A 21,121-nucleotide genomic window follows, 5' to 3' on the forward strand; every position below is an offset into this window, starting at 1 on the left:
ACGCAAGACGGGCCGCTCGGCCCTCGGCGGGGCGGGTGTGACGGCCATGAGTAGGGTGGCGGCATGTACATGCGGGGGCGAGGACTCAGATTCACAGCGGTGTCGGCGATGGTCGTGCTGGCCCTGACCGGATTCTCGTCGGGCCGTGGCCACGGGAGCCGCGGCCATCACAGCGGTGGCGGGGGTGGTTGCAGCAGCTCCAGCCAGGACCACGACAGTTCGTCGACGTCGGGCTACGGTGGCTCGCACGGCAGCGGCTCGTCCAGCAGCCAGCCGTACGGCAGCGACGCGCACGATACCGGGACGAGTGCCGGCGGCAGCTACGGCAGTACGTACCGTTCGCGGCCCACCGGCCGTTCCACGCCCAGGGCGTCCTCCTCCGGCGATACCGCCCGGCCGAAGAAGGACGGCACCGCCGTGCTCATACACTGCGCGAGCACGGACGACCCGTACGCGACGGTCGAGGTCAGGAATCCGAACGGACGTGACGGCATCTTCACCGTGAGGGTCAGCTTCAAGGACGAGCACGGCTTCACCATGATCGACACCTCCGATCAGGTGTCGGTGTCCGCGAAGGACAAAGCAACCGTCCGCGTGCCCGTTGCCAGCGCGGGGCGCGTGGACCAGATCGATCACTGCGAAGTCGCTCCACGGGCCACGGCCGACCGGTGACGGGCCGCGGAGCTCACCGCGTCCGGAAACCGCCTGGGCGCCGCGCGGGTGAAGCACCGGTAGTTCTTCGACTGCTCGGCGATGATGCGGTCGGCCGCCGACCTCGACACCCCGAACAGGGGCGCCAATTGGCCCAGGGTGAGGTTCGTGCGCCGGTAAGCGGCGACCGGCAATACTCGATCCTCCAGCGGCGGGCTCCAGGGCCGGCCCTTACGGACCGGGTCGGCGCCCTCGCGCTCGCAGCGCGGTGACCAGCTTGCCGAACTGCCTGAGGGTTCAGCCCGGTGAACGGGGCTGTCCAGGACGACTCCGACGCCGTGGCACACCAGCCACGGCGAGATCATTTCAGTTGCTGTCGCCCATTGCTGAGGCCAACCTTGTGTGCTCGGTCAACGAGGAGGACATGTGGGGCTCGTTCTGTTTCCAGGAGACGACGACACCAGGAGCCCGGACGTCTCTTGGTCTACACCGGCTTCGGAGTGTTCCGGAGGTGGCCGGCACAGGCCGAGGGGTTCGCACTGGACGAGATGCACGGCTTCGGCGGACACCGCCCGTGGAACGACGTCTTCACCCCCCTGGCACCACTCCTCGATCATCCCGATGATGACGGCCCCGACCTCACGCCAGCCCAGTGCGCCGCGATCCTGCCTGCGGAGCGAGAAGAACCGTGGGGAGCATCCCGTTCACACGTGCGCCGTGGTGTGGGCGGAGCACACGGCTGCGTGATGCTGCAGGTGCAAGTGGTGCGCCCTATCGGTCAATCAGATGGGTTTCTCTGACCCCGAATGACGTTTTCGGTCAACTTCAATCCGCGTCGTTGATCGTGTTCGGATGCCGGACTCCGGATTGCTGCATTGATCGTCATGCCAACCGAAGCCGCCTGTCCTTCAATTCGAAGCGCCACCTGCTACGGTCGGTAGGAGAAGCGGCCAGTCTGCGGGCGCATGCGATGCCAAGGGGGGCGTCATGGCTGACATTCGCGAGTTCTTCAACGGGTTAGCCGGCTCGCCGAAACGTAATGAGAACCGCCGGAAGGTACTCCTTGCCATCGCGATCAAGGCCGACACCCAGGTCGGTATCGCCCGCCGCACCCTCCTTTCTCAGGCGACGGTGTCCACCGCGGTCCGGGAACTCGAAAAGGAACGCATGGTGGCCAGTGCCCGGGCGGACGGCGGGCGCGCCGGCAAGGTGTGCCTCGTACCCACGGAACTGGTCGGCGTGGGCGTGCATCTCGGGTTCAACCACGTCACGGTAGTCGCGCGCCGGCTCGACAAGGACTTCGACACGGTGTCCGTCCGTGTCGACTCGGAGGGGGTGGCCCGGGGGTGGAACCGTGCCAGACCTGCCGTGCAGGACATGATCCGTGACGCTGTCAGGGAGACCGGATGTACCTTGCGTGATGTTTTCTCGCTCGGCATCGCCGTACCTCGGATGATCGATCCCCGCACGAACGAGTTCACGCCGCCCGTCCTCCATCCCTGGCGGCCCGGCGACAGTCCTGCGCGGGATCTGGAGAGCTGGTTGGGCGTCCCCGCGTCCATCGACAATGACGCCAACCTCGGAGCGCTGGCCGAGCAGACGTACAGCCAGCGGGAACACGCCGAGACCGTGGTCTACGTGAAGGTGTCCACCGGCGTCGGAGCCGGGATCATCGTCCACAACAGCCTGCTGCGCGGGCGCGGTGGGATGGCCGGGGAGATCGGTCACCTCACCCTGGAACCCGATGGTGCGATGTGCCAGTGCGGCGGGCGCGGCTGTCTGGAGACCGCGATCGGTGCCGAAGCGCTGGTGCAGCGGGTGCGGCAGGCCCGGCCCAGGGCAGGCGCTGCGGACTTCGAGCACTTGGAGGATGTCATCCGTGCCGCCAAGGAGCACGACCCGGTCTGCACGCGGGTGATCAAGGATGCGGGGCGGACGCTCGGTACCGTCCTCGCCCAGCTGTGCAATCTGTTCAATCCCGATGTCGTGGTGGTGGGCGGCCAGCTGACCGAGTGCGAGCTGCTGCTGGAAGGATGCAGGGAGTCGCTGCACCGCTTCGCACTCCCCGGTGCAGTGGCCGAGAGTTCCGGCTTCGTCCTGGAACTGAGCGAACTGAAGACGAGGGCCGAGGCACAGGGTGCCCTCGTCCTCGGACTACGCGGCCAGGAGAGCCCGAGGACTACGCGTGCCCCGGCCCAGGAAGATCGCGCCGACGCAGGCTTCGGAATGCCGTAGGAGCGCCGGTCGCACGGCCTGTGACGGGTGAGACGCGGCATTCGAACGCGGTTGGGTGTCTGTCCGGGACTCCTTTCTTCAAAACAAACGGTCGATGGTCGATCCGCCGCCACAGCCGCTTTGATTGCGTGGGCCGGATTCATCGAACTGCACGACCGGTGCGCTGCGGACCAGGAAGTGGATCACGCCCGCGCCGTTCGCCGGCATGCGCGGTGAGGAGAAAGCTCCAGCTCAGCCGATGCAGCGACGGCTTTCCGGATCTCGGCTGCACCATCAGTGCACGTGGTTACACTGCGGGATGCACCGAGGTGGCCAAAAAGGTCGCTTTCGATGTCCCGTTATTCTGACCAGGCAGCCGTGCCCTTGACCCGAGGCGGCCCGATGACCTATGACGCATTTTCCGAGTACCTGTCCGACCATGCGGTCGATGAAGGGAAGGGAACTCTTCCGGATGGGCCACCCCTGAGCGAGGACATCCCTTATGTGTCCCCCGTGCTCATCGATCTGGGACACGTGCGCGACGTGACGTTGGGTAGTTCCCCCAACGGCAATGCCGATGCCAACTCCCAGTACTACTGGTAGGAGTCGTGGTGGTCGTCATGCCCGTCAACCATGGCGCGGCCGGCCCGGCACCGGACAGCGGGATACTCACGCCCCGCCTTCCCTCCGGTCCGGCCATCGCCGGCGTCCTGCCGCCGGGCCCCCGGTTACCGGCCCCGGCGACACAGGTGTGGCCCGCCGATCCCCGGCTGTGGTCGTGGGGGCCCTGGCACTCCGGTGAGGTCCGCACCGCGGCCCATGCGCAGGTCCGGGTCGTCGCGGTCGGCCAATGCCTTGCCGACTCCACGCGGATGCGGGAGGACCTGAAGCGCTCGGCAGGCGACGGCGACTGGGAGAGACTGACCCGATGGCCAGGGGCCTATCTGCTGCTGGTGCTGGAGCAGGGCGGGTGCTTCACCGCCTACGCCGACCCGGCCGGTCAGTTTCCGCTCTACTACGCACGGCACAACGGCCGTACGGTGATCTCCACACGCGCCACCACAGTGGCCGTCTTGACGGGACGGGAAGAAAGTCCGGACACACTGGCGCTCGCGGCGCACATCGTCTGTCCCGCGGTACCCGAACTCGTCGGGACGCGGACGAGCTTCGCGGGCGTGCACCGGCTGGGCCCCGGCGAAGCACTGCGCGTCGATTCCGCCACAGACACCCTCACCCGGTCGGCCTATGCCTCACTCACACCCGACGGTGACGCCTGCATGGAGGACATCGCGGCCCGTCTGCGCACCTCCCTGAAGCAGGCCGTCGCCGTGCGTGCCCGCGACGCCGCCCGAATCACCTGCGACTTCAGCGGGGGCATGGACTCCACCTCGCTGGCGTTCCTCGCCGCGGACGTGGTGGACCCGTTGGACGCCTTCGTCTATCACCACCGCGCAGCCCCGGCGGGAGACCTGCAGCACGCTCAGCGCCACGCCCGGGAGGCAAGCGCCATCCGGCTGCGCCTCACCCAGGGCGGTATCGCTTCACTGCCGTACGCCACTCTGAGCGCGCGGTACCCGGCCGACCAGCCCGATCCGTCCACCGCGGTCGTCGCCCGGCTCCGGTTGCGCCTGACGCACATCGCCAGCCGCGGCGGAGGAGTCCACCTGACGGGTGAGGGCGGCGACGCCCTGCTGACCGCGCCGCCCTCATACCTCGGCGAGGTGGCGGGGTACCGGACCGTGCGTCGGCTCACCCATGACGCCCTCGCCCTCGGCAGACTGCGCCGCGTGTCTCCCGCCAGGGTCGCCTACCAGGCGGTGCGCTTGGCCCGTACCCCACTCGACCGGGCGCTGCACGACCTGGCCGCTCGTCTGGAGCGGCCGCTTCCGCACCCTCCGCAGTGGCTGGACGCCATCGGCTGGTGGCCGGCCCCCGGGCCCGAGGCCTCGTGGCTGACCCCGAGGGCCCGTCGTGAGCTCGCCGAACTGGCTGCCGAGCGGGCCAGGCAAGTACGCGGCGACGAGCCGGGTCCGGGTACGCGCGCAGCCCTGTGCGAGCTGCGCAGCTCAGCGAGCCTGCACAGCCAACTCGTCGATGTGGCGAGGCCCTTCGGCGTGTGGCCGCAAGCACCCTTCCTGGACGGTGACGTCGTCCGGGCGTGTATGAGCCCGCCGACGCCCTGGAAGGCGGACCCCTTCAGCGTCAAGCCACTGCTGGGGGCGGCACTCGCCGGTGCGGTACCCGACGTCGTTCTGAGCCGACGTACCAAGGGCGCCTACGCGGCCGAGGACTACCTGGGCGTCCGCCGAGCCGCAGCGGACCTCCGCGTACGCCTCGCCCGGTCGCCGCTCGCCGACCTGGGCATCGTGGAGCCGGCGCGGGTGATCGCCGCTCTCGACGGGGCCGTGCACGGCCTTGCGGCTCCCTTTCCCGCACTCAACCGCCTCCTTGGAGTGGATGTGTGGCTGGGCGGACGTCGCGCGGCCGGGGAGGCACGATGACCCGGCTGCACGTACCCGATCACGTTCGCGAGAGTCCGGGTGCCCACGGCGGCGCCGTGCTGCTGGACGCCCGCTCGGGTCACTGCTTCGCCCTGAACCCCGTGGCAGGACTGCTGTGGCAGGAGTGGCGCCGCAGCCGGGATTTCGAGACCGGCGTCCGCGTGACGGCGCGTCAGTTCCCTGAGCCCTGCCAAGACCTGATCCGGCGAGACGCGCGCCGGCTCGCCGACGCCCTCCTCGACCGCGGCCTCCTCGCCACCTGTCCCACGAGCGGGCCGCCGGCCCCGGCCGCCGGTGACAGGTCCGTGACTTCCTCCCGGCACGGGCCGGGCCCCGACCACGGTGCGGGCACGAGCGTGCGCGGACCGGTGGACCGCGCGCCTGCTCCAGTCGGTGAGAGGCGCACTGCCGGCGGAGCGGAGGTGGACATGGCGGCCGATCTCCCGGCGGATCCGTCCCGCGAGGGCCGCTCGCCCGTCCGGCGCACCCTGCCCGTTGGGCTGCTCGGTCTTCTGGTCGCTCTCGTGCTCATCCGGCTGCCCTTCCGCACCCTCCTGCGGGTCGTGCGGTGGACGTTGCACCGTTGGTGCCGGCAGGAGGCCACCGCGGCACAGGCGGCGGCGGCTCTCGCCACGGTACGGCAGGCCGCCGCCCGTTACCCCGGACGCGCCGCCTGCCTCGAGACGTCCCTGGCCTCGCTGGTGCTGTTGGCCCTGAGCAGACGCCGGGTCACGTGGTGCATCGGCACGGCCGCCGACCCGTGCCGGTTCCACGCCTGGATCCAGGCCCAGGACGTTCCGATCACGGCTGCCGACGAGCACGGCATCGAGGCTTTCCGCGGTGTGCTGACCGTCTGACTTCTTCAAATCTCGACTTCTCTGATCACAGCGACGGGTATTACCGGGCAGTTTCAAGATGGAATGCCGAGCCGATGCGGATATGGCCTTCACCTGCCGTCAGTCCTGCGCTAGCCTGACATGGCGGAAGGGCGGTCGCCTGCTTCGGCAACCGCCCTCCGCGAGGGATCGTCACATCCCTCAGATGCGCTCGAACAGCGCGTCAACCGGTGCCGTCCCCCCGTGCGCCTGCGCCAGCACGCTCCAGAGCACGAGGACGACGACGATGATGACCATCCGCACCTGCTCCTGTTGCAGTGAGACCGAGCAGCGGGTGGTCATCGTCATCTTGACACCCATGATTCCGTCACCTCTTTCCCGGGGCACTTCCCTCCTTGCGTAATCCAGTGTTCTCCGCAACCTGTATGAAATCAATCGCACTTACTGGTACTTATGACGGGTTTACAGACTCCGTCCACCGCAACGTTGTTGTGACCGGGCATTCAATTCGCAGGTATCGGCACGGCGGTGCCGCCCGCGAAGTGGGGAATCGGAACGGGCGGATGACTTTCAGGCGGCTCCCGCTCCGGACGGCGCCACACAGGGCGGGCGGGGTACCGGCGGATCACACCTGCGGCCGAGCGCCGTCGTCACTGGGGCGGCCTGGGCGTGCCGTGGGCGCCAATTCGAAGGCGGGGCACCACCCGACACCCCCGCCGGGGCCTGAATGGACCACCAGGTGGTCCCGTTGGAACGCGTGCGAGAACTCCGCGTACCACTTTTCCATCCAATGTGATGTGCATCACATTTGCCGGATCATGCTTGCCGGCTCCGTATCGCGCGTCACTGGTCGCCCACCAGTAACCCGCGAACGCTCCGGGTTGTTCCGCAACTGCTGGTCACGGCGTTGCTTGGTCTTGTAGTAGCTGGTGCGATCACGGTGTTGGAGCCGTGAAGGGGAGCAGAGACAAGCGCTCAAGACGTCGATGCTGGTCTGCCGCAGCTTCTCGTCGGGGGCGTCGTCGGCAAGGCCGGCCAGGGCGTGGACGCCGCCGCGAAGCATGTCGAAGAGCGTCTTGGCGTGGAGCATCGCGGTGTGGTCGTGACGGAGGAAAACCTCCTTCCCATTGCCGATGGCGGCGAAGCCTACGGCTTCTTGCTCAACGCGCTACGTGCCCTCGCCGGGACCGGGCGGCCGTCTCGTCCCCTGCTCCGGGACGATGGTGGTGCAACCGTCCCGGTCGGCGTCGGCCCAGGGCTTGAAAGCGGTGCGCTCGTAGGCGGTGTGGTCCTCGGTTCGGACAGGCAGCAGGTGGTGGCGGCCCGGAAGTAGCTCACGTGCGGGGGTCCTGTCAGCACCCGGCCTGCCCCCCAGGCCGGCGGTCAGGCCGCTCCCCTGCCGGTCGAGGGTTCCTCGCCCGGCCCGCCAAGTGGCCCAAGCGCTGCCCGCGCGGGTCGGCGCTGCGCCAGTTGATGGGGTACGTGTGTCAGGAGCAGAGGATCCCCGACGAAGGCGTGCCGGCAGGATGACCAACCGTATCTGTACCGTCGGGCATTCGACGCGCGACTTCGACGAGGTGACGGAGATGCTGCGGGCCCATGACGTGACCTTCCTGGTCGACGTCCGCTCGTTCCCGTCGTCCCGGAAGTACCCGCAGTGGAACCGGTCCGCCATCGAGCAGTCCCTGCCGCCCGACATCGGATACCGCTGGATCCGCCGTCTCGGCGGCCGCCGGTACACTCCCGTGGGCGTGCCGAGCGAGAACGGCGCGTGGCGGGTGAAGGCCTTCCGCGACTACGCCGACTACATGGCCGGCGAGGAGTTCGCGACGGGTCTCGACGACCTTCTGCAGCTGGCCGAGCACGAACGGCCAGCGATCATGTGCAGCGAGGCGGTGCCCTGGCGCTGCCACCGGCGGCTCATCACCGACGCCCTGCTCGTCGCCGGCGCGGAGGTGGTGCACATCATGTCCCCCACGACGTCTGAGCCCGCCGTGCTGAACGAGCACGCACAGGTCCGCGACGGGCACCTGGTCTATCCACCGCCCCCGTGACGGAGCACTCGGGGCAGCGCCGGCGGCTCCGATGGCGCTCCGCTCACCGCTCGGCCATGGCGGCGCTCCTCGTGTGCGGTGGGCCGCGTCGTGGCTGCTCGTGCGGAGGCCGGCGCGGCGTACTGCGGTGGATCACGGTGCGGATCAGCCGGTAGGTGCGCTCAGCCGGGGGTATCGTGTCAGGCCTTCCGTCGCGTCGTTCGCAACCCCAACTCGCGCGTCCTCGCGAGCACTCGACCCGGCCTCATGCCAGTTGAAGCCCCTGGCGCTGGGCCCGGCAGCGCCCGGCTGTGGCGGCTCGCGACCGGCCCGCACCACGTGCGTATCGCTGCCGACCGATCGGGGGATCCCTCTCGCTGCCGCATGGGGCGGGTCAGGGGCTTGCGACTCGCGTGGCGAGCCGACCCGTCATGACCGATCGAGCAGGCCCGCGTCCACATGACCGGCACCGGACGCTTCCCCGACGGACGCGGTCCCGGTTGTCACCGCGTGCCCGAGACCAGCGACAGCCACGCGGCCGTGTGCTTTCCCAGCCGCGCGGACCGGATCCAGCCGACACCGATACCGCTCCACTCGTCATGCCCCGGCGGTTCAGGGCAGGTGACCTCGCTGACCAGTGTCTTCTGGAACCTCTTCCGCATTGCCCGCATCTAGTTGTGCGGTGAGGTAGGAGCGGTGGCACTGGGCCCCGCAGGATGTCCTCACCAGGGGGATCCTCATGGCACGGCGGACGCTGGCAGTCTCCACTCTCGGCCTGGTGGTACTGCTGGGGACCGCGGCCTGCGGCAACGATCAGGGCTCGTCCGACGCTCGTCCCGCCGCGTGCCGAACGTCCCAGCTCGGTTGGAAGATGACCCGTCTGCCCGGCAAGCAGCGGAACACGCCGGTGGCCACGCTCAGCGCCGAGAACAAGGGATCGAAGGCCTGCGTCTTCGACGGTTACCCGAGCATCGACGTGTACATCGGCAAGGGGCCGTCGGCCGACGGGAAGCCGAAGAAGGGGGCCACGCCGGTTCACGTACAGCTGAACCCGGACCGCACTGTCGAGTTCCCGCTCTTCTACGAGGCGACGGCCGTCCGCGGCGACGGTTGCGAGGTCTCGGCCGAGTACGACCCCAGCATCACCGTGGTGCCCCCGCACACCAAGGACGGTTCCCTCATCAAGATGACGGATGCGAAGGGCCGGCATGTGCGGGCGCAGGTCTGCGGCACCGACATTGAGCTGGGCTCGCCCCAACTGCGTTGAGGAGCGTATGTAGTGATGATCAGCTCGTGAATTAGCGAGTGGACGTGTACGGCGGCCGTGCGATCACGGCCGCTGCGACCGCTGACCACAGTCGGTCGACAGCCGCCGCACGGCGGCACGGGGGAATGTACCGGGGGGGTACGCCGTGAGCGCGGCGCAGGCCGTCGGCGGAGATCACGCGTCGGAGCCCACGGCAGCGGCTTGCCGCCGTCTGTCGCGCGGCAGTGGCCTGCCTTCGCATCCTCGTGCCGCCGTCCAGCCTGCCTCAGTAGGAGAAACCAGAAGTGCTCGATACACGTATACGTCTCGGGGCTGTCACGGCACTGAGCGCCGCGCTGCTGCTGGGCAACGCCGCGGCGGCCCAGGCCGATACCGCGGCCCCTGTTCCAGGCAGACCGGCGCCGAGTGCGCCGACCCAGCCCACCGCCGCAGTGACACCGCACAGCGCCCGCCCCACGCGGACGCTCTCGGCCAGTCCTGAGGCCGAGCCCTCGGCCTCGCCCGCACCGGTGCCGACCGCCGACGACGACTGGACGGCCCAGGAGGCCATTCGCTTCTGGACGCCCGAGCGCATGGCCGCGGCCACCGACCCCTCGGGCCGCACCGCCCCGCCGAAGAGCTTGGCGGCGGCCCGGCAGCAGGGTGCCGCCACCGGCATCACGGCCCAGCACTTCAAGGGCATCAAGTCCGTCGGCACGCTCTTCAGCACCAGTGCCGGCCTGAAGGGCCACCGCTGTTCGGCCAGTGTCGTGCACAGCGGGGGGCACAACCTGATTCTCACCGCCGGGCACTGTGTCGGCACCAAATCCATGTTCGTACCCATGTACGACCACACCAAGAGCGCGGCCCAGCAGCCGAACGGGGTCTGGGCTGTCGACAAGTGGTTCCGTGACAAGCGGTACGCCTCGGACAAGAGCAAGAACTCCGACATGGACTACGCCTTCGCGAGCCTGAAGCGCAACGGCAGTAAGAACGTCCAGGACGTCGTGGGCGCCAACACGCTCGCCCGTACGCCCGGCTACGCCAACAGGGTGACCGTCATCGGCTACCCGAAGATCGCGCACAACCCGCAGGACCAGGCGGTGCGCTGCCCCAGCCTCTCCACGACCGCGCTGTCCGGCTACTACCAGATGCAGATCAACTGCGCGGGCATGTGGGGCGGGGTGTCCGGCGGGCCGTGGTTCTCCCATCTCGACGCCTCCGGCAACACCGGCACGATCATCGGCAATGTCGGCGGCTTCATGCAGGGCGGCCCGGACGTACCGGAGAGCGACCACCGGTACAACGAGATCAGCTACAGCCCGCTGTACGGCGACCGCTTCTTCAAGCTGTATGCCGACGCCCAGCAGGGCCGCAACCCCGACTACGGCCCCTACCGGCAGCCGCGGCTGCCCTACACCATGGGAGCCGGTTCGACGTGGAAGCACGCCAAGCTGACGGCTTCCGGTGACTTCAACGGCAATGGCCACAGCGACATGATCGTGGTGTGGGACGACGGTGAGACCACGCTGTACAACAGTGACGGCAAGGGTCAGTTCACCGGCGAGCGGCGGCTGCTGGGCAAGAACGACACCTGGAAGCACGCGGTGACCATCACCGCGGGCGACTTCACCGGCTCCAACCGGTTCGACCTGCTGGTGCGCTGGACCGACGGCGAGGTGACGCTGTACGGCGACGTCGGCACCAAAGGCCTGAACTGGGCCGGCAACCAGATGATCAAGCCCAACGATCTCTGGAAGGACGCGACCCAGATCGCGGCGGGCCGCTTCGGTTCCTCCCAGTACGTCACCGACCTGATCGTGCGCTGGACCGACGGTGAAGTCACCCTCTACACCAACGTCAGTGCCGGCACCTTCGGCCAGGAGCACAAGCTCAAGGGCAAGAACGACACCTGGCGGGGCGCCACCCTGCTCACCGCGGGCGAGTACTCCGGCAGCGCCAAGTGGGACCTCATGGTGCGCTGGACCGACGGCGAACTCGACAGCTACGTGAGCACCGGCACGTCGGGCCTGGGCGAGGAGCGGCGCATCCTGGACAAGAACGACCTCTGGAAGCACGACACGGTCATGACGACCGGCGAGTACAACGGCACCGGCCGTACCGACGACCTGGTCATCCGGTGGTCGGACGGCGAGACCACGATGTACACGGACACCCGCGCCACCCGTCTGGGCAGCGAGGGAACCCTGGTTCACGCCGCCTGCTGCTGACCAGGGCTGTCCACCCGATGTCCTCGGCACACGAAGGGTGCCGAGGACATCGCGCCCACCGCACGTCAGGAGATCCGGGTCACCCCCCGTACCCGCGACGTCTCCAGCCGTTCGCCCGGCGGCACGGCGGGCCCAACGGCCCCTGGTCAGCAGGCCGAGGAGCAGAACGGCCGCACCGAAGGCGGTGAGGATCCACCAGCCGGGCCGCCGCCATGACGGCGGTCCGGCACTCTCCCGCAGTCCCGTCGAACGGCGGGGCTGCGGCATGGTTTTCGCTGCGTCCAGGACGTCAGGTGCAGTACGCGGAGGGACACCATGCGTCCTGACGCTGTTTCGAGCGGAGAGACCGTTGCTGGTTCGCCCGGTACTCAGCCCGTCCGTAGAGGCCCCCGCCCGTGCGCCGTGCACGTCCTACCCCCGTCGGGCGGCTCCGTGCCTGCCGCCGTGTGCTCCTCAAGCCCGGTCGGGCCGGTCCCCGTGTCACTTGGACCGGATCAGCTGCGCCTGCACCCCGTAGTGGTCGGACAGGTAGGCCTGGCGACCGTCACCCAATGTCACCTCGTCCTGGAACACGAAGTCGGCCTCGCCGGTCAGCGTCTCCCCGGCTGCGGCCCGGACCAGTACGTGGTCCAAGGCCGGCGGCGACGGCCATCGAGGTGTGGGCCGGTAAGTCGGACGCGTGTCGCCGGCGAGGATGTCGCGCAGCCCCACCGCGGCGATGAAGTCGGCGAGTGCCGCCGAGTCGCGCGGGACATTCAGGTCACCGACCACGGCGACGGGCAGGGAGGGTTCGATGCCCGCGATCAGCTCGCTGAGCCGGGCCAGTTCGGTGCCTGTGATCCGCGTGTACCGGTTCGTGGGGGACCAGTCGTCGTCGCGGTTGGCCGACAGGTGGGTGTTCACGACGACCAGTTCACCGTCCGGGGTGGCGACGGACGCCAGCTGGGCACCCTTGCGCATGAGGAGTTCGCCGCGCACCGGGCCCGTCATCGGGTACGGCACGAACCGCCATCGGCTGATCGGCCACCGGGACAGCAGCACCAGGCCGCCCTTGAGCAGGACCGAGCCCGAGTGGGCGAAGTGCCGGTATGCGGGAGCGGCATGGCGGATCAGCCGGGCGTTGCGGCGGAACATGACCTCCTGCAGGCAGACGATGTCGTAATCGGACCGGTCGAGCGCCGCGCCGAGGGCACGCAGCCGAGCCGGGACATCGCCGGTGAAGAGGGTGTTCATGGTCAGCAGTCGTAGGGCCTTCACGGACTTATCACCTTCCGTCCGGTGGCCCGTCGGGCCGTGCGTGGAGCCGCTCACGGCGTTGATCGTACTGTCGCCCATGCCGCGAAGGGTCGACGAGCGGCAGGCCGGCCGACATCAGCTACCGTCTGCCGCCGGCCTGACGGCCTGGCCTCACTTCGGATGCCGGGTGAAGAACCGGGCCGCGGCCTCCCCCGCGAACTGCGGGACGCCGGTGTGCCCGCCGAGATGTGCGTGCGGGGACTTCTCCTCGAAGTCGAAGGCGTCGAAAAGGTCCAGGGCCGCCTGTCGGTCGTTCCCTTCGTCGTCCCACTGCAGCAGGACGTGCAATGGAGGGTGACCTGCTGGGCCTCCTCGAACATGGCGCGAGGCACGAAACTCCCGGCGAACAGGACGGCAGCCGAGATGCGCGGCTCGACCACCGCCAGCCGGATGCCGATGCGGGTGTCCAGAGGATGCCGGGGATCTCACCGAGGGTGAATTCGCGTTCGAGGACGCCGTCATCGAGGCGCTGCTCGGAAGTGAAACGCATGGTCGTGCCTTTCGGGAGTGCACTGGAACGGCGCTCCCGGGCGACCTGTCTGTCGCCCGACCGGGACCCTGGTCGCCTACGCAGGCTGATGGTTGATCTTCTCCGGTGGTTTCAGGGGTCGTAGGTGGCCAGTGCGCGCATCACCGGCTGGCCGCGCCTGAAGCCGGCTCCACTCATCAGGCCCCCTGAAATCGATCATCTAGGCTGGCGCGGTGACTGATGAGCAGGAGCGGGTGCAGCCGTCGGAAGTGTGGGCCACGGCGGTGGGGGTGGCCAGAGTTCGGGCGCTGGAGACCCAGCGGGAGAACGCGCTGTTCCGCGACCCACTCGCACAGGCCTTCGCCGCTGCCGGCGGCCTGTGGCCCTCCTCGGCGCCACTGCCCGATGACGAGGCCGCGCGACGCCGCCGGCTGGCCGTGTCGTTCTCCATCGTCATCAGGACGAAGTTCCTCGACGACCTGTTGCAGCAGGCCTCCGCGTCCGGGGTCCGGCAGGTCGTGCTGCTCGGCGCCGGCATGGACAGCCGGGCCTTCCGGATGGGCTGGCCCGAGGGCACCCGGCTGTTCGAGGTCGACACCGCCGCCCCACTGGACTTCAAGGCTTCGGTGCTCCGCCAGGAGCGGGCCGTCGCGCGCTGCGAGCGGATCACCGTCTCGGTGGATCTGCGTGAGGACTGGCCAGGCGCGCTGGCCGCCGCCGGGCACGACCCGGCCGTGCCGACCGCGTGGATCGCCGAAGGACTACTGATCTATCTGCCCGAGGACGCGGTGGAGCTACTGCTGGCCCGGATCAGCACGCAGTCGGCGGCGGGCAGTCGGATGGGGCTGACGTTGGGCTCGCGCGGTGTGATCGAGCGCTTCGGCGCGGACGCCGTGCCGGGATCGGCGGCGTCCATGTGGGTCTCGGAGATGCCCGACGACCCGGTTGGCTGGCTGGCCGGGCACGGCTGGGAGGCCGACAGTCACACCCTGCGCGAGCGCGCTGCCGCCTACGGCCGCCCGATCAACACCCCGCCGCAGCGCGAGGAGCAGCCCGGCGGACTGATCTCGGCGGTCCGCCGATAGAGCGCCTCCCGGCTCCCTGAGTACCCCGCGTGGTCGGCGTGGGCGAGTACGCCCAGCGCGAGGTCCGTGTCTACGGAACCGTGCTCGTGAACGTCGAGACACGTCGCCCGGTCGACCTCCTTCCCGCGGCGGCCCGCAGGCCCTCCAGGTCGCCGATCGATGGCATCTCTGGCACAACCTGGGCGAAGCCGCCGAGAAGTGCGTCTACCGGCACCGTGGCTGCTTGTGTCCCACGCCGGGCCAGCCTGAGGAACCGCAGGGAGACGCGAAGCCAGCTGCCTCGCCCTGGCCGACAGGGCACCGGTTCGCCGAACGCATCCGCGCCCGCAGCGCCACCGTGCCACTCCGGCACGCGGGCGCGGCCCCTGCGGGACGCAGGAGGCCCCGCCGAGACAGGGGCCGGTATGGCTCTGTCTCGGCGGGGCCTGAGTGATGCCCGTCAGACCTGTCGGCCCTAGGTCCTCTCGTTCGGATCATGCCGGGCTCGCGGCCTCTGGCACCGCGCCTCGCCGCGTTGTCGTCGGTTGCCATGGCTCCGCCATGGCGCCCTCCTCCGCCTTGCGATGCACGGCACCAGAACCCGCTCCCTGATCCGGCCTGAGCCGAACGAAAGACCCTAGCCGACGTTGAGGTTGTCGTCCACGAGGAACTCCGGGTAGCCGAGACGCTCTCCGAGGGCGGTGAACGCGTCGCAGCGGTCCTCGTCGATCGCCACGAAGTACGCCTTCATGGACCTCAGGAACAGCCGGAAACCGACGTCCGCACAGGCTCGGTCGACCACCTGCTCCAACGCCGGGACCAGGCCGGGTACCGACCCGCGGACGGCTGCTTGTTCCAGCGCGTCGGCGACGGCACCGATCTGTTCCAGCACCGCACTGCGCAGATTCGCGTCCGTCACGGGCTGCGGCGGCGACGGGAGGAATCTCGCGTCGGACCGCCGTATGCCGGTCGTCCACGCCGCTTCGATGCGGCGCAGCCACTCCCGCCCCGTCAGGTCGTGCTGCGCGGGGTCGAAGTAGCGCTTCGTGGCTCCGAGCCATACGGTGCGGAGCACCTCGTCCGGCAGGTTCGAGGCCAGCAGCCTGCGCACGTCCTCACCGATCTGGAGGACGATGGTGCGGCCGACCTCGGCGCCGGCGTCCTCCACCAGACGAAGCTGGACGTCCACCGGCCCGCTGCTCGGAACGAACCTGTCGTGGTCCTCGGCGGACAGCCACACCGGATAGCCGGACTTCATGGCCAACCAGCTCAGCCCGATGTCCACGATGAATTCCTGCCGCCCGGCGCTTTCCCGCTGTGCGTCCGTCCTTGCCATCAGTGTCACCCTCTCACTCCGGGTAGGACGTGTAGACCACGTATCTGCTCGGCTTGTGCTTGGGCGCGTACTTCAGCTGGATGACCACCTTGTTACCGGTCGCCACGCCCTGCGGACCGTCCTTGATCCACACGCGTCCGAGGGACCCTTGGTCCCGGAGCTCCCACTTGATCTCGAGCAGATCGTACCGAGAGTCGAAGGACTTGTTGTGGGACTGGTCGGAGAGCCACTTCTCCAGCCGTTTGGCGTTGCTCTTCTTCTTGATCCAGTTCTCGAAGGCGGCCTGCACGCTCTTGACGGCGGTCTCCTGGTCGTTCCACTTGGTGGCGCGCCCCTTCTTCACGGCCTCCGCAGCCATGTCCCCATCCGGCAGATTGACGTGGTCTCTGAGGGTGTGAGCCCCCTCAACGCCCTCGTCCCCCGCCAGGTTCAGGCAGTTGTGGACGAGCACCTCCCCGGACTGCCCGCCCCGCGGACGAACGTAGAAGGTGTGGAGACCGTCGATCGTGAGGTCGTAGACGCGCTGGGAGGTCACGCCGGCCCGGTCGCGCAGAGCGGTCACCGTCTGCAGGGAGCCGTCGGCCGCGCGCAGCCGTTCCCCGACGCGCAGGTCGGAGACGTGGACCCAGCCCTGTCCGTCCACGTAGACGCGGTGTCCGGCCGTGCTGGTCAGGATGCCGACACCGGCCACGGTGATGTCGACCAGGTGAGTCGTGTCATGCCGGTAGGTGTCGGTGACCGGCTCCGGTCGCCCCTGCCCGGAGGCGGGGTCGGTCGCCAGCACCAGGTCGCCGACGCGGACGTCCCAAATGGGCCTGCGCGTTCCGTCGGCCATGAGCACCTGGGTGCCGCCGGGGAAGCTGTTGCGGGTGCACGAGGTCGTGATCTCCTCGTACAGTTCGACTTCCCGCTCGATCGCGGCGACCGCCGCCGCGTCTATGCCTTCGATGGCCTTGAGTGCCTTGAACGCGTCCCGGACGCCGATACCGGTGACGAACGCGGCGTCCACGGCGCGCAGCGCTTCCGCGATGGGCCGGATGATCTTGCCCGCGAACAGGCTCGCGACGTCCAGGGACGCCCAGGCGCAGCCGCCCCAGCTTCCGCTCTCGAAGCCGGAGGTGAACTTCTGGGCGCACTTGACCCAGCTGCCGAAGAGGATGTCGATGGGATCAACACCGTCCTGCCACTCGGCGATCGTGATGTTGTGCGTGACCTGCTGGGACAGTTCGTCGGTCTTGACCTCACCGAGGTACGTCGTGGCGCCCGAAGGGCACGTGAACTTCTGGGGGTCGATGCCCTCGGCGGTGCACAGGTACAGGCTCAGAACTGCCTTGTACCGGATCTTCGAGGTGATCGTGCAGTTACCCCGGTAGGCGAGGTGGTTCCACCAGTGGTCGCAGCCGTCCGTCTTGCTGACGACCTCCGGGGTGCCGATCTTCTCGATGTGGTCGATGACATAGAAGACGTTGCCGATGGAACCGTGCTCGTCGGTGACAGTTCCGTCGCCGATCTGCTTGGCCTTGGCCGCCTTCTCGGCCCGGTCGGCCGCCTCCTGGGCTTCGGTGGCGTACTTCGCGGCGTCCTTGGCGGCCTGCTCTGCTTCGGTCGCGGCGGCGTCGGCGCGGTCGGCCGCCGCGCGGGCGTCCTTGGCGTCCTGTTCGGCCTGGGCGGCGGCGGAGCGGGCTGCTTCGGCGTCGAGTTCGGCGGCGTCTGCGGAGTCGCGGGCGTCCTTGGCGTAGCCCTCGGCGTTGCCGGCCGCCTTGTCGGCTGCCGCGGCGTCGTCGGCGGCCTGCTTGTCGTACTCGATGGTGCGGGCCAGTGACGCCTGCGCCGCCGCAGCGGCCTTCGCCGCGTCAGCCGCGTAGCCCAGGGCCTCCTTGGAGTACGTACGCGCGTCAGCTGCGTACTTGGCGGCGTTCGCCGCGTGGGTGTACGCCTCCCTGGCGTCACCCTTGGCCTGGTCGGCGAGGTTCTTCGCCGCGTCGGCCTCGGCGGCGGCGTTCTTGGCGTGCGCGTCCGCGACGGCCTGCTGCTGCTCCGCGATCGTCTTCGACGACTGCCCCGTCAGCACCACGAGACCAGCGGCCGAGTCCGTGTCCACGTACGGCGAGCCCAGCTCCACGGCGTCGTTGGCGGGAGCAGCGACCTGCTGGGCCGCCTTACCGGCGTCCACGGCGGCCTGCGCGGTGACGTGGGCGAATCCGGCGGCCTTCGCCGCGGCGGCCACGGCCTTGCCGGCCTCCGCGTTGGCGCCGTCGGCCTCGGTCTTGGCGTCCTTGGCGTGCTGCTCCGCCTCGTCGGCCAGCTTCACCGCCGTCTTCGCCTCGGACGCAGCATGCTGAGCAGCTGTGATCGCGTCCGCGGCGGCGCTGGTGGCCGTCTTGACAGCCGCATCCGCCCTCAGCTTGGCCGCCTGCGCGGCATCCGCGTCCGAGCGGGCGCGCTTCGCCGCCGCCTCCGCACGGGTGGCCGCGGCGTCCGCGTCGGCCGCCGCCTTGGTCGCGGCATCGGCCTCCGAACGGGCTCTTCCCGCCGCGGCTTCGGCGTCGTCGGCGTGCTGGTACGCCTCGTCGGCGGCGGCACGTGCGGCGTCGGCCGCGTCGCCGGACTCCAGCTTGTCGGCGTAGGACTGCTTGGCGTCGGCCTTGGCGCGAGCCGCGTCCGCCTTCTGCTCGGCGTCCCAGGCGTCGTCGCGCATGGCCTTGGCGTGGTCCTTGGCCTTGACCGCGTCGTCGCGCCGGTCGTCGGCCGTCTTCTCGGCCGCTTCGGCCTTGTCCTTGGCGTCCTTCGCCTTCGTCGCCTCGGACTCGGCGTTCTTCTTGTGCTCGGCGGCCTCGGCCCGCTTGGCCGCAGCCTTCTCCTTCTCCGCCTTGGCCGTCTTCTCCTCGGCCTCCGCGTCAAGGCGCTTGGCGTGCGCGTCGGCAGCGGCCGCCTTCGCGTCGCCCTCCGCCTTCACGGCGACGGCGAGCTTGGCCTCCGCGGTCTCCTTGTCCTTCTTGGCGTTGTCCCGGTGCACCTTGGCCGCATCCGCTGCCGCCTTGGCCTGCCACTCGGCCGCCTCGGCGGCCTTCTTGCGGAACTCCGCCTTGGACTGCGCCGCCTGCGCCAGAGCGCGCTGCGCGATGGTGGCGCTGTCCCCGGCAGCGGCACGGGTCGCCGCCTCCGCCGTCTCACCGGCCTTCTCCAGCGCCGCGAGCGCGGCAGCCGTACCCTTGGTGACCTGGTCCTTCTGCAGGCCCACCAGCAGACCACGGCCCCGCGGCGCGCCATTGGCGTCGGCGATGCCGTACGCCGCCTGAAGCGCGGTGTCCGACGCGGTCACGGCCTTCTGAGCGGTCGTCAGCTGTGCTTTGACCACGGCGAGCTGCTTCTTCGCCTCCGCCTGCGCGGCGGCGATGGCGGCCTTGGCCTTGTCCACATCGGCCTTCGCCGGTGCGCTGCCGGTGTGGGTCTTGGCCACGATCCGGAACTTCTGCGCGGCGGAGCCGTTGCACGTCGACAGCACCGCGTCCTTGCTGTTGTCGAACGTCGGCAGGTGCAGACACTTGCCGGACGCCGCGTTCACCAGCGGACCGGCGCTACGCACGTCGAACTTCCACTGCTGGGCCTTGGCGCTGCCGCAGTCCCGGATCTGGATCTTCGTGCCGTCGGCGTTGCTGCCGTTCAGCACCTCGAGGCACTTGAAGGAGTTCGGGTTGACCAGGGTGTAGCCGCCGTCGTAGGAGCCCATGCGCTGCCACTTCTGGCTCGCGCCGCCGTTGCAGGTGTACACCTGGACCGGGGTGCCGTTGGTCTTGGCCGCGCCCGCGACGTCGAGGCACTTGCCGGCAGCGCCCGGCACCTGGATCTCCAACTGGCCGTCGCCGATCCAGTTGAAGCCGCCTTCGGTGTAGTAGTCCAGCCAGCGGGTGGAATAGTCGGCGATCCAGGACTGCCCCAGCAACTTGCCCAGGGCGAACGTGCCGTCCTGCAACGCCTTGTTGGCGCTGCTGCTGGCGGAGAGGATCTGGTTGCGCTGCGTGGCCTGGGAGGTGATCTCCTGCTGCCACTCGGTGGACGCCTGCGCCACCTCCTTGCCCAGCACCCGGTCAGGGTCGATCGGGTCGTGCCATGCGCACGAGGCGAACCGGGTCTTCAGGTCCTCGACCGCGATGCGGAACTCCGGGGTGTCCGGTGCCGGCGCGGTCCTGGGGAAGCCTCCGGAGGCGAGGAAGATGCGGGCGTCGTCGGCGAACACTCGTGGAACGAAGAGCTGGTTGGGGACGATGTCGCCGGAATTCTTCTTCCAGAGCTTCCACGCCTCCTGCTCCGCGCTGGTGCCGCCGCTGGTGTACAGCGGGTCACCGAGGGCGAGGGCAGCCTTCTTCGTCTTGTCGTCCGCCTGCGGTGACGGCTCGTAGAACGGCGACAGCAAGTCGACGGACTTGAAGTACGACTGGTACAGCCAGGGAAGCAGCCCCGTCTTGTCGAAGAAGTTCTCCTTCTCGGCGGAGCCGGGGTAGTCGTCCAGGCCGCTGACGGCGGTGCTCCACGACTGGCGGGTCTCCTCCGTCTTCTTCACCCAGGCGTCGGAGTCGTCATTGTCCTTCTGCCATGCCTGGGCGAAGGCGCCGGTGCCATAGGTGCGATCCGACTTCTGGTGCAGTTGGTCCGCCGGCAGCGGCAGGGAGGCACTGGCCAGGCCGTACATGTTCGGCCCGCCTCTGCGCAGGCCGTCGGCCATCAGGCACTGGTCGAAGCGCAGTTGCTCGGCGGCCTTGGCGTCGAACCCGTCGTAGGAGTCGGCGGCCGGAGCGCTGCGTGGATCACGGCCGACAGCCGAAGCCGGCTGGACCGCTACGGTGGCGAGGAGAGCAAGGGAGGCGAGCGGGACGACCGGAGTCGCCAGACCGGCCAACCATCTGGGGTGTTTGCCTTGCTTCCGTGCAGGTCTACGCGACACGCGCATCCCTCTCTTTAGGGGGTGGCTGCTGCAGGCACTCCTGGGAGGGACACGTCAGCCCCGCGCGTGGGGCCGCACGTGGTGCAGGGCGCTCCCCCCGTGGACGCGCCGGACACTCCTGGACAGGTGGACTGGTCAGGTCCTTCCAGGAGCGGACGACACCATAGACATGCCGGTGATTCTCCGGGCAAGGGCGTTGTGACGAGGGGTAGTTACGGGCGGTAACGAGAGAGCTCATGAGAGACGCATGCGGATCCTGTGTGCGGCTTGTGAAAGTCGCTTCCCTGACCTCCCGGTGAGCC

The 21,121-nt window shown here is 69.2% G+C and carries 15 protein-coding genes and 2 pseudogenes; 9 read left to right on the forward strand and 8 right to left on the reverse strand.

Annotated elements, in window-relative coordinates:
- Positions 1-108 precede the first annotated feature (108 nt).
- Positions 109-672, forward strand: coding sequence for a hypothetical protein (locus tag ACF1BE_RS26645; RefSeq protein ID WP_392201580.1), 564 nt, complete (start codon positions 109-111; stop codon positions 670-672).
- An 80-nt stretch (positions 673-752) separates the two neighbouring features.
- Here ACF1BE_RS26645 and ACF1BE_RS26650 read toward each other — a convergent pair.
- A pseudogene (locus ACF1BE_RS26650) lies at positions 753-952 on the reverse strand (transposase family protein); the annotation flags it as partial.
- Positions 953-1,638: 686 nt separating this feature from the next.
- Between ACF1BE_RS26650 and ACF1BE_RS26655 the strand changes: the two are divergent.
- Positions 1,639-2,886 carry an ROK family transcriptional regulator gene (locus tag ACF1BE_RS26655; RefSeq protein ID WP_392201540.1) on the forward strand — a complete coding sequence of 416 codons (1,248 nt, stop codon included), beginning with the start codon at positions 1,639-1,641 and terminating at the stop codon, positions 2,884-2,886.
- 78 nt (positions 2,887-2,964) lie between these two features.
- Here the strand turns inward: ACF1BE_RS26655 and ACF1BE_RS26660 are convergent, their stop codons facing one another.
- Positions 2,965-3,093 carry a hypothetical protein gene (locus tag ACF1BE_RS26660; RefSeq protein WP_392201541.1) on the reverse strand — a complete coding sequence of 43 codons (129 nt, stop codon included), beginning with the start codon at positions 3,091-3,093 and terminating at the stop codon, positions 2,965-2,967.
- A 174-nt stretch (positions 3,094-3,267) separates the two neighbouring features.
- Here ACF1BE_RS26660 and ACF1BE_RS26665 point away from each other — a divergent pair, with 174 nt between their 5' ends.
- Genes ACF1BE_RS26665 through ACF1BE_RS26675 form a run of 3 tightly spaced genes read left to right on the forward strand, consistent with a single transcriptional unit; the run spans position 3,268 to position 6,223 of the window.
- The gene (locus ACF1BE_RS26665) at positions 3,268-3,468 is read left to right on the forward strand and encodes a lasso RiPP family leader peptide-containing protein (protein WP_392201542.1); all 201 of its coding nucleotides are present in this window, start codon (positions 3,268-3,270) and stop codon (positions 3,466-3,468) included.
- Between the two features lie 17 nt (positions 3,469-3,485).
- Positions 3,486-5,366 carry an albusnodin/ikarugamycin family macrolactam cyclase gene (locus ACF1BE_RS26670; protein ID WP_392201543.1) on the forward strand — a complete coding sequence of 627 codons (1,881 nt, stop codon included), beginning with the start codon at positions 3,486-3,488 and terminating at the stop codon, positions 5,364-5,366.
- Positions 5,363-6,223, forward strand: coding sequence for a lasso peptide biosynthesis B2 protein (locus ACF1BE_RS26675; RefSeq protein WP_392201544.1), 861 nt, complete (start codon positions 5,363-5,365; stop codon positions 6,221-6,223). Before ACF1BE_RS26670 ends, ACF1BE_RS26675 begins: the two co-directional genes overlap by 4 nt.
- Positions 6,224-6,403: 180 nt before the next feature.
- Here ACF1BE_RS26675 and ACF1BE_RS26680 read toward each other — a convergent pair whose 3' ends face one another.
- Together ACF1BE_RS26680 and ACF1BE_RS26685 are read right to left on the reverse strand one after the other, a co-directional pair.
- Positions 6,404-6,562 (reverse strand): hypothetical protein, encoded by a 159-nt coding sequence (locus ACF1BE_RS26680; RefSeq protein ID WP_392201545.1) that lies wholly within the window; start codon positions 6,560-6,562, stop codon positions 6,404-6,406.
- 442 nt (positions 6,563-7,004) lie between these two features.
- Complete coding sequence (locus ACF1BE_RS26685) at positions 7,005-7,292, reverse strand: hypothetical protein (protein WP_392201546.1); 288 nt, start codon at positions 7,290-7,292, stop codon at positions 7,005-7,007.
- 436 nt (positions 7,293-7,728) lie between these two features.
- Here ACF1BE_RS26685 and ACF1BE_RS26690 point away from each other — a divergent pair, with 436 nt between their 5' ends.
- The 3 genes from ACF1BE_RS26690 (at position 7,729) to ACF1BE_RS26700 (ending at position 11,712) form a co-directional block, all read left to right on the forward strand.
- On the forward strand, positions 7,729-8,256 hold the full coding sequence (locus ACF1BE_RS26690; RefSeq protein WP_392201547.1) for a DUF488 family protein: 528 nt from the start codon (positions 7,729-7,731) through the stop codon (positions 8,254-8,256).
- Between the two features lie 718 nt (positions 8,257-8,974).
- Positions 8,975-9,502, forward strand: coding sequence for a DUF4232 domain-containing protein (locus ACF1BE_RS26695; RefSeq protein ID WP_392201548.1), 528 nt, complete (start codon positions 8,975-8,977; stop codon positions 9,500-9,502).
- Between the two features lie 284 nt (positions 9,503-9,786).
- Entirely contained in the window at positions 9,787-11,712 is a 1,926-nt protein-coding gene (locus ACF1BE_RS26700; protein WP_392201549.1) for a trypsin-like serine protease, read from the forward strand.
- 480 nt (positions 11,713-12,192) lie between these two features.
- Here ACF1BE_RS26700 and ACF1BE_RS26705 read toward each other — a convergent pair whose 3' ends face one another.
- Entirely contained in the window at positions 12,193-13,047 is an 855-nt protein-coding gene (locus ACF1BE_RS26705) for an endonuclease/exonuclease/phosphatase family protein (protein ID WP_392201550.1), read from the reverse strand.
- A 72-nt stretch (positions 13,048-13,119) separates the two neighbouring features.
- Positions 13,120-13,406, reverse strand: a pseudogene (locus tag ACF1BE_RS26710) (alpha/beta hydrolase); the annotation flags it as partial.
- A 340-nt stretch (positions 13,407-13,746) separates the two neighbouring features.
- Between ACF1BE_RS26710 and ACF1BE_RS26715 the strand changes: the two are divergent.
- Positions 13,747-14,562: a class I SAM-dependent methyltransferase gene (locus ACF1BE_RS26715; RefSeq protein WP_392201581.1), complete on the forward strand. Its 816-nt coding sequence runs from the start codon at positions 13,747-13,749 to the stop codon at positions 14,560-14,562.
- Between the two features lie 616 nt (positions 14,563-15,178).
- Here ACF1BE_RS26715 and ACF1BE_RS26720 read toward each other — a convergent pair.
- Positions 15,179-15,877, reverse strand: coding sequence for a hypothetical protein (locus tag ACF1BE_RS26720; protein WP_392201551.1), 699 nt, complete (start codon positions 15,875-15,877; stop codon positions 15,179-15,181).
- Positions 15,878-15,890: 13 nt separating this feature from the next.
- Entirely contained in the window at positions 15,891-20,825 is a 4,935-nt protein-coding gene (locus tag ACF1BE_RS26725; RefSeq protein ID WP_392201552.1) for a ricin-type beta-trefoil lectin domain protein, read from the reverse strand.
- Between the last annotated feature and the right edge of the window lie 296 nt (positions 20,826-21,121).

The sequence above is a fragment of the Streptomyces sp. NPDC014991 genome, assembly GCF_043080665.1.
Classification (GTDB): domain Bacteria; phylum Actinomycetota; class Actinomycetes; order Streptomycetales; family Streptomycetaceae; genus Streptomyces.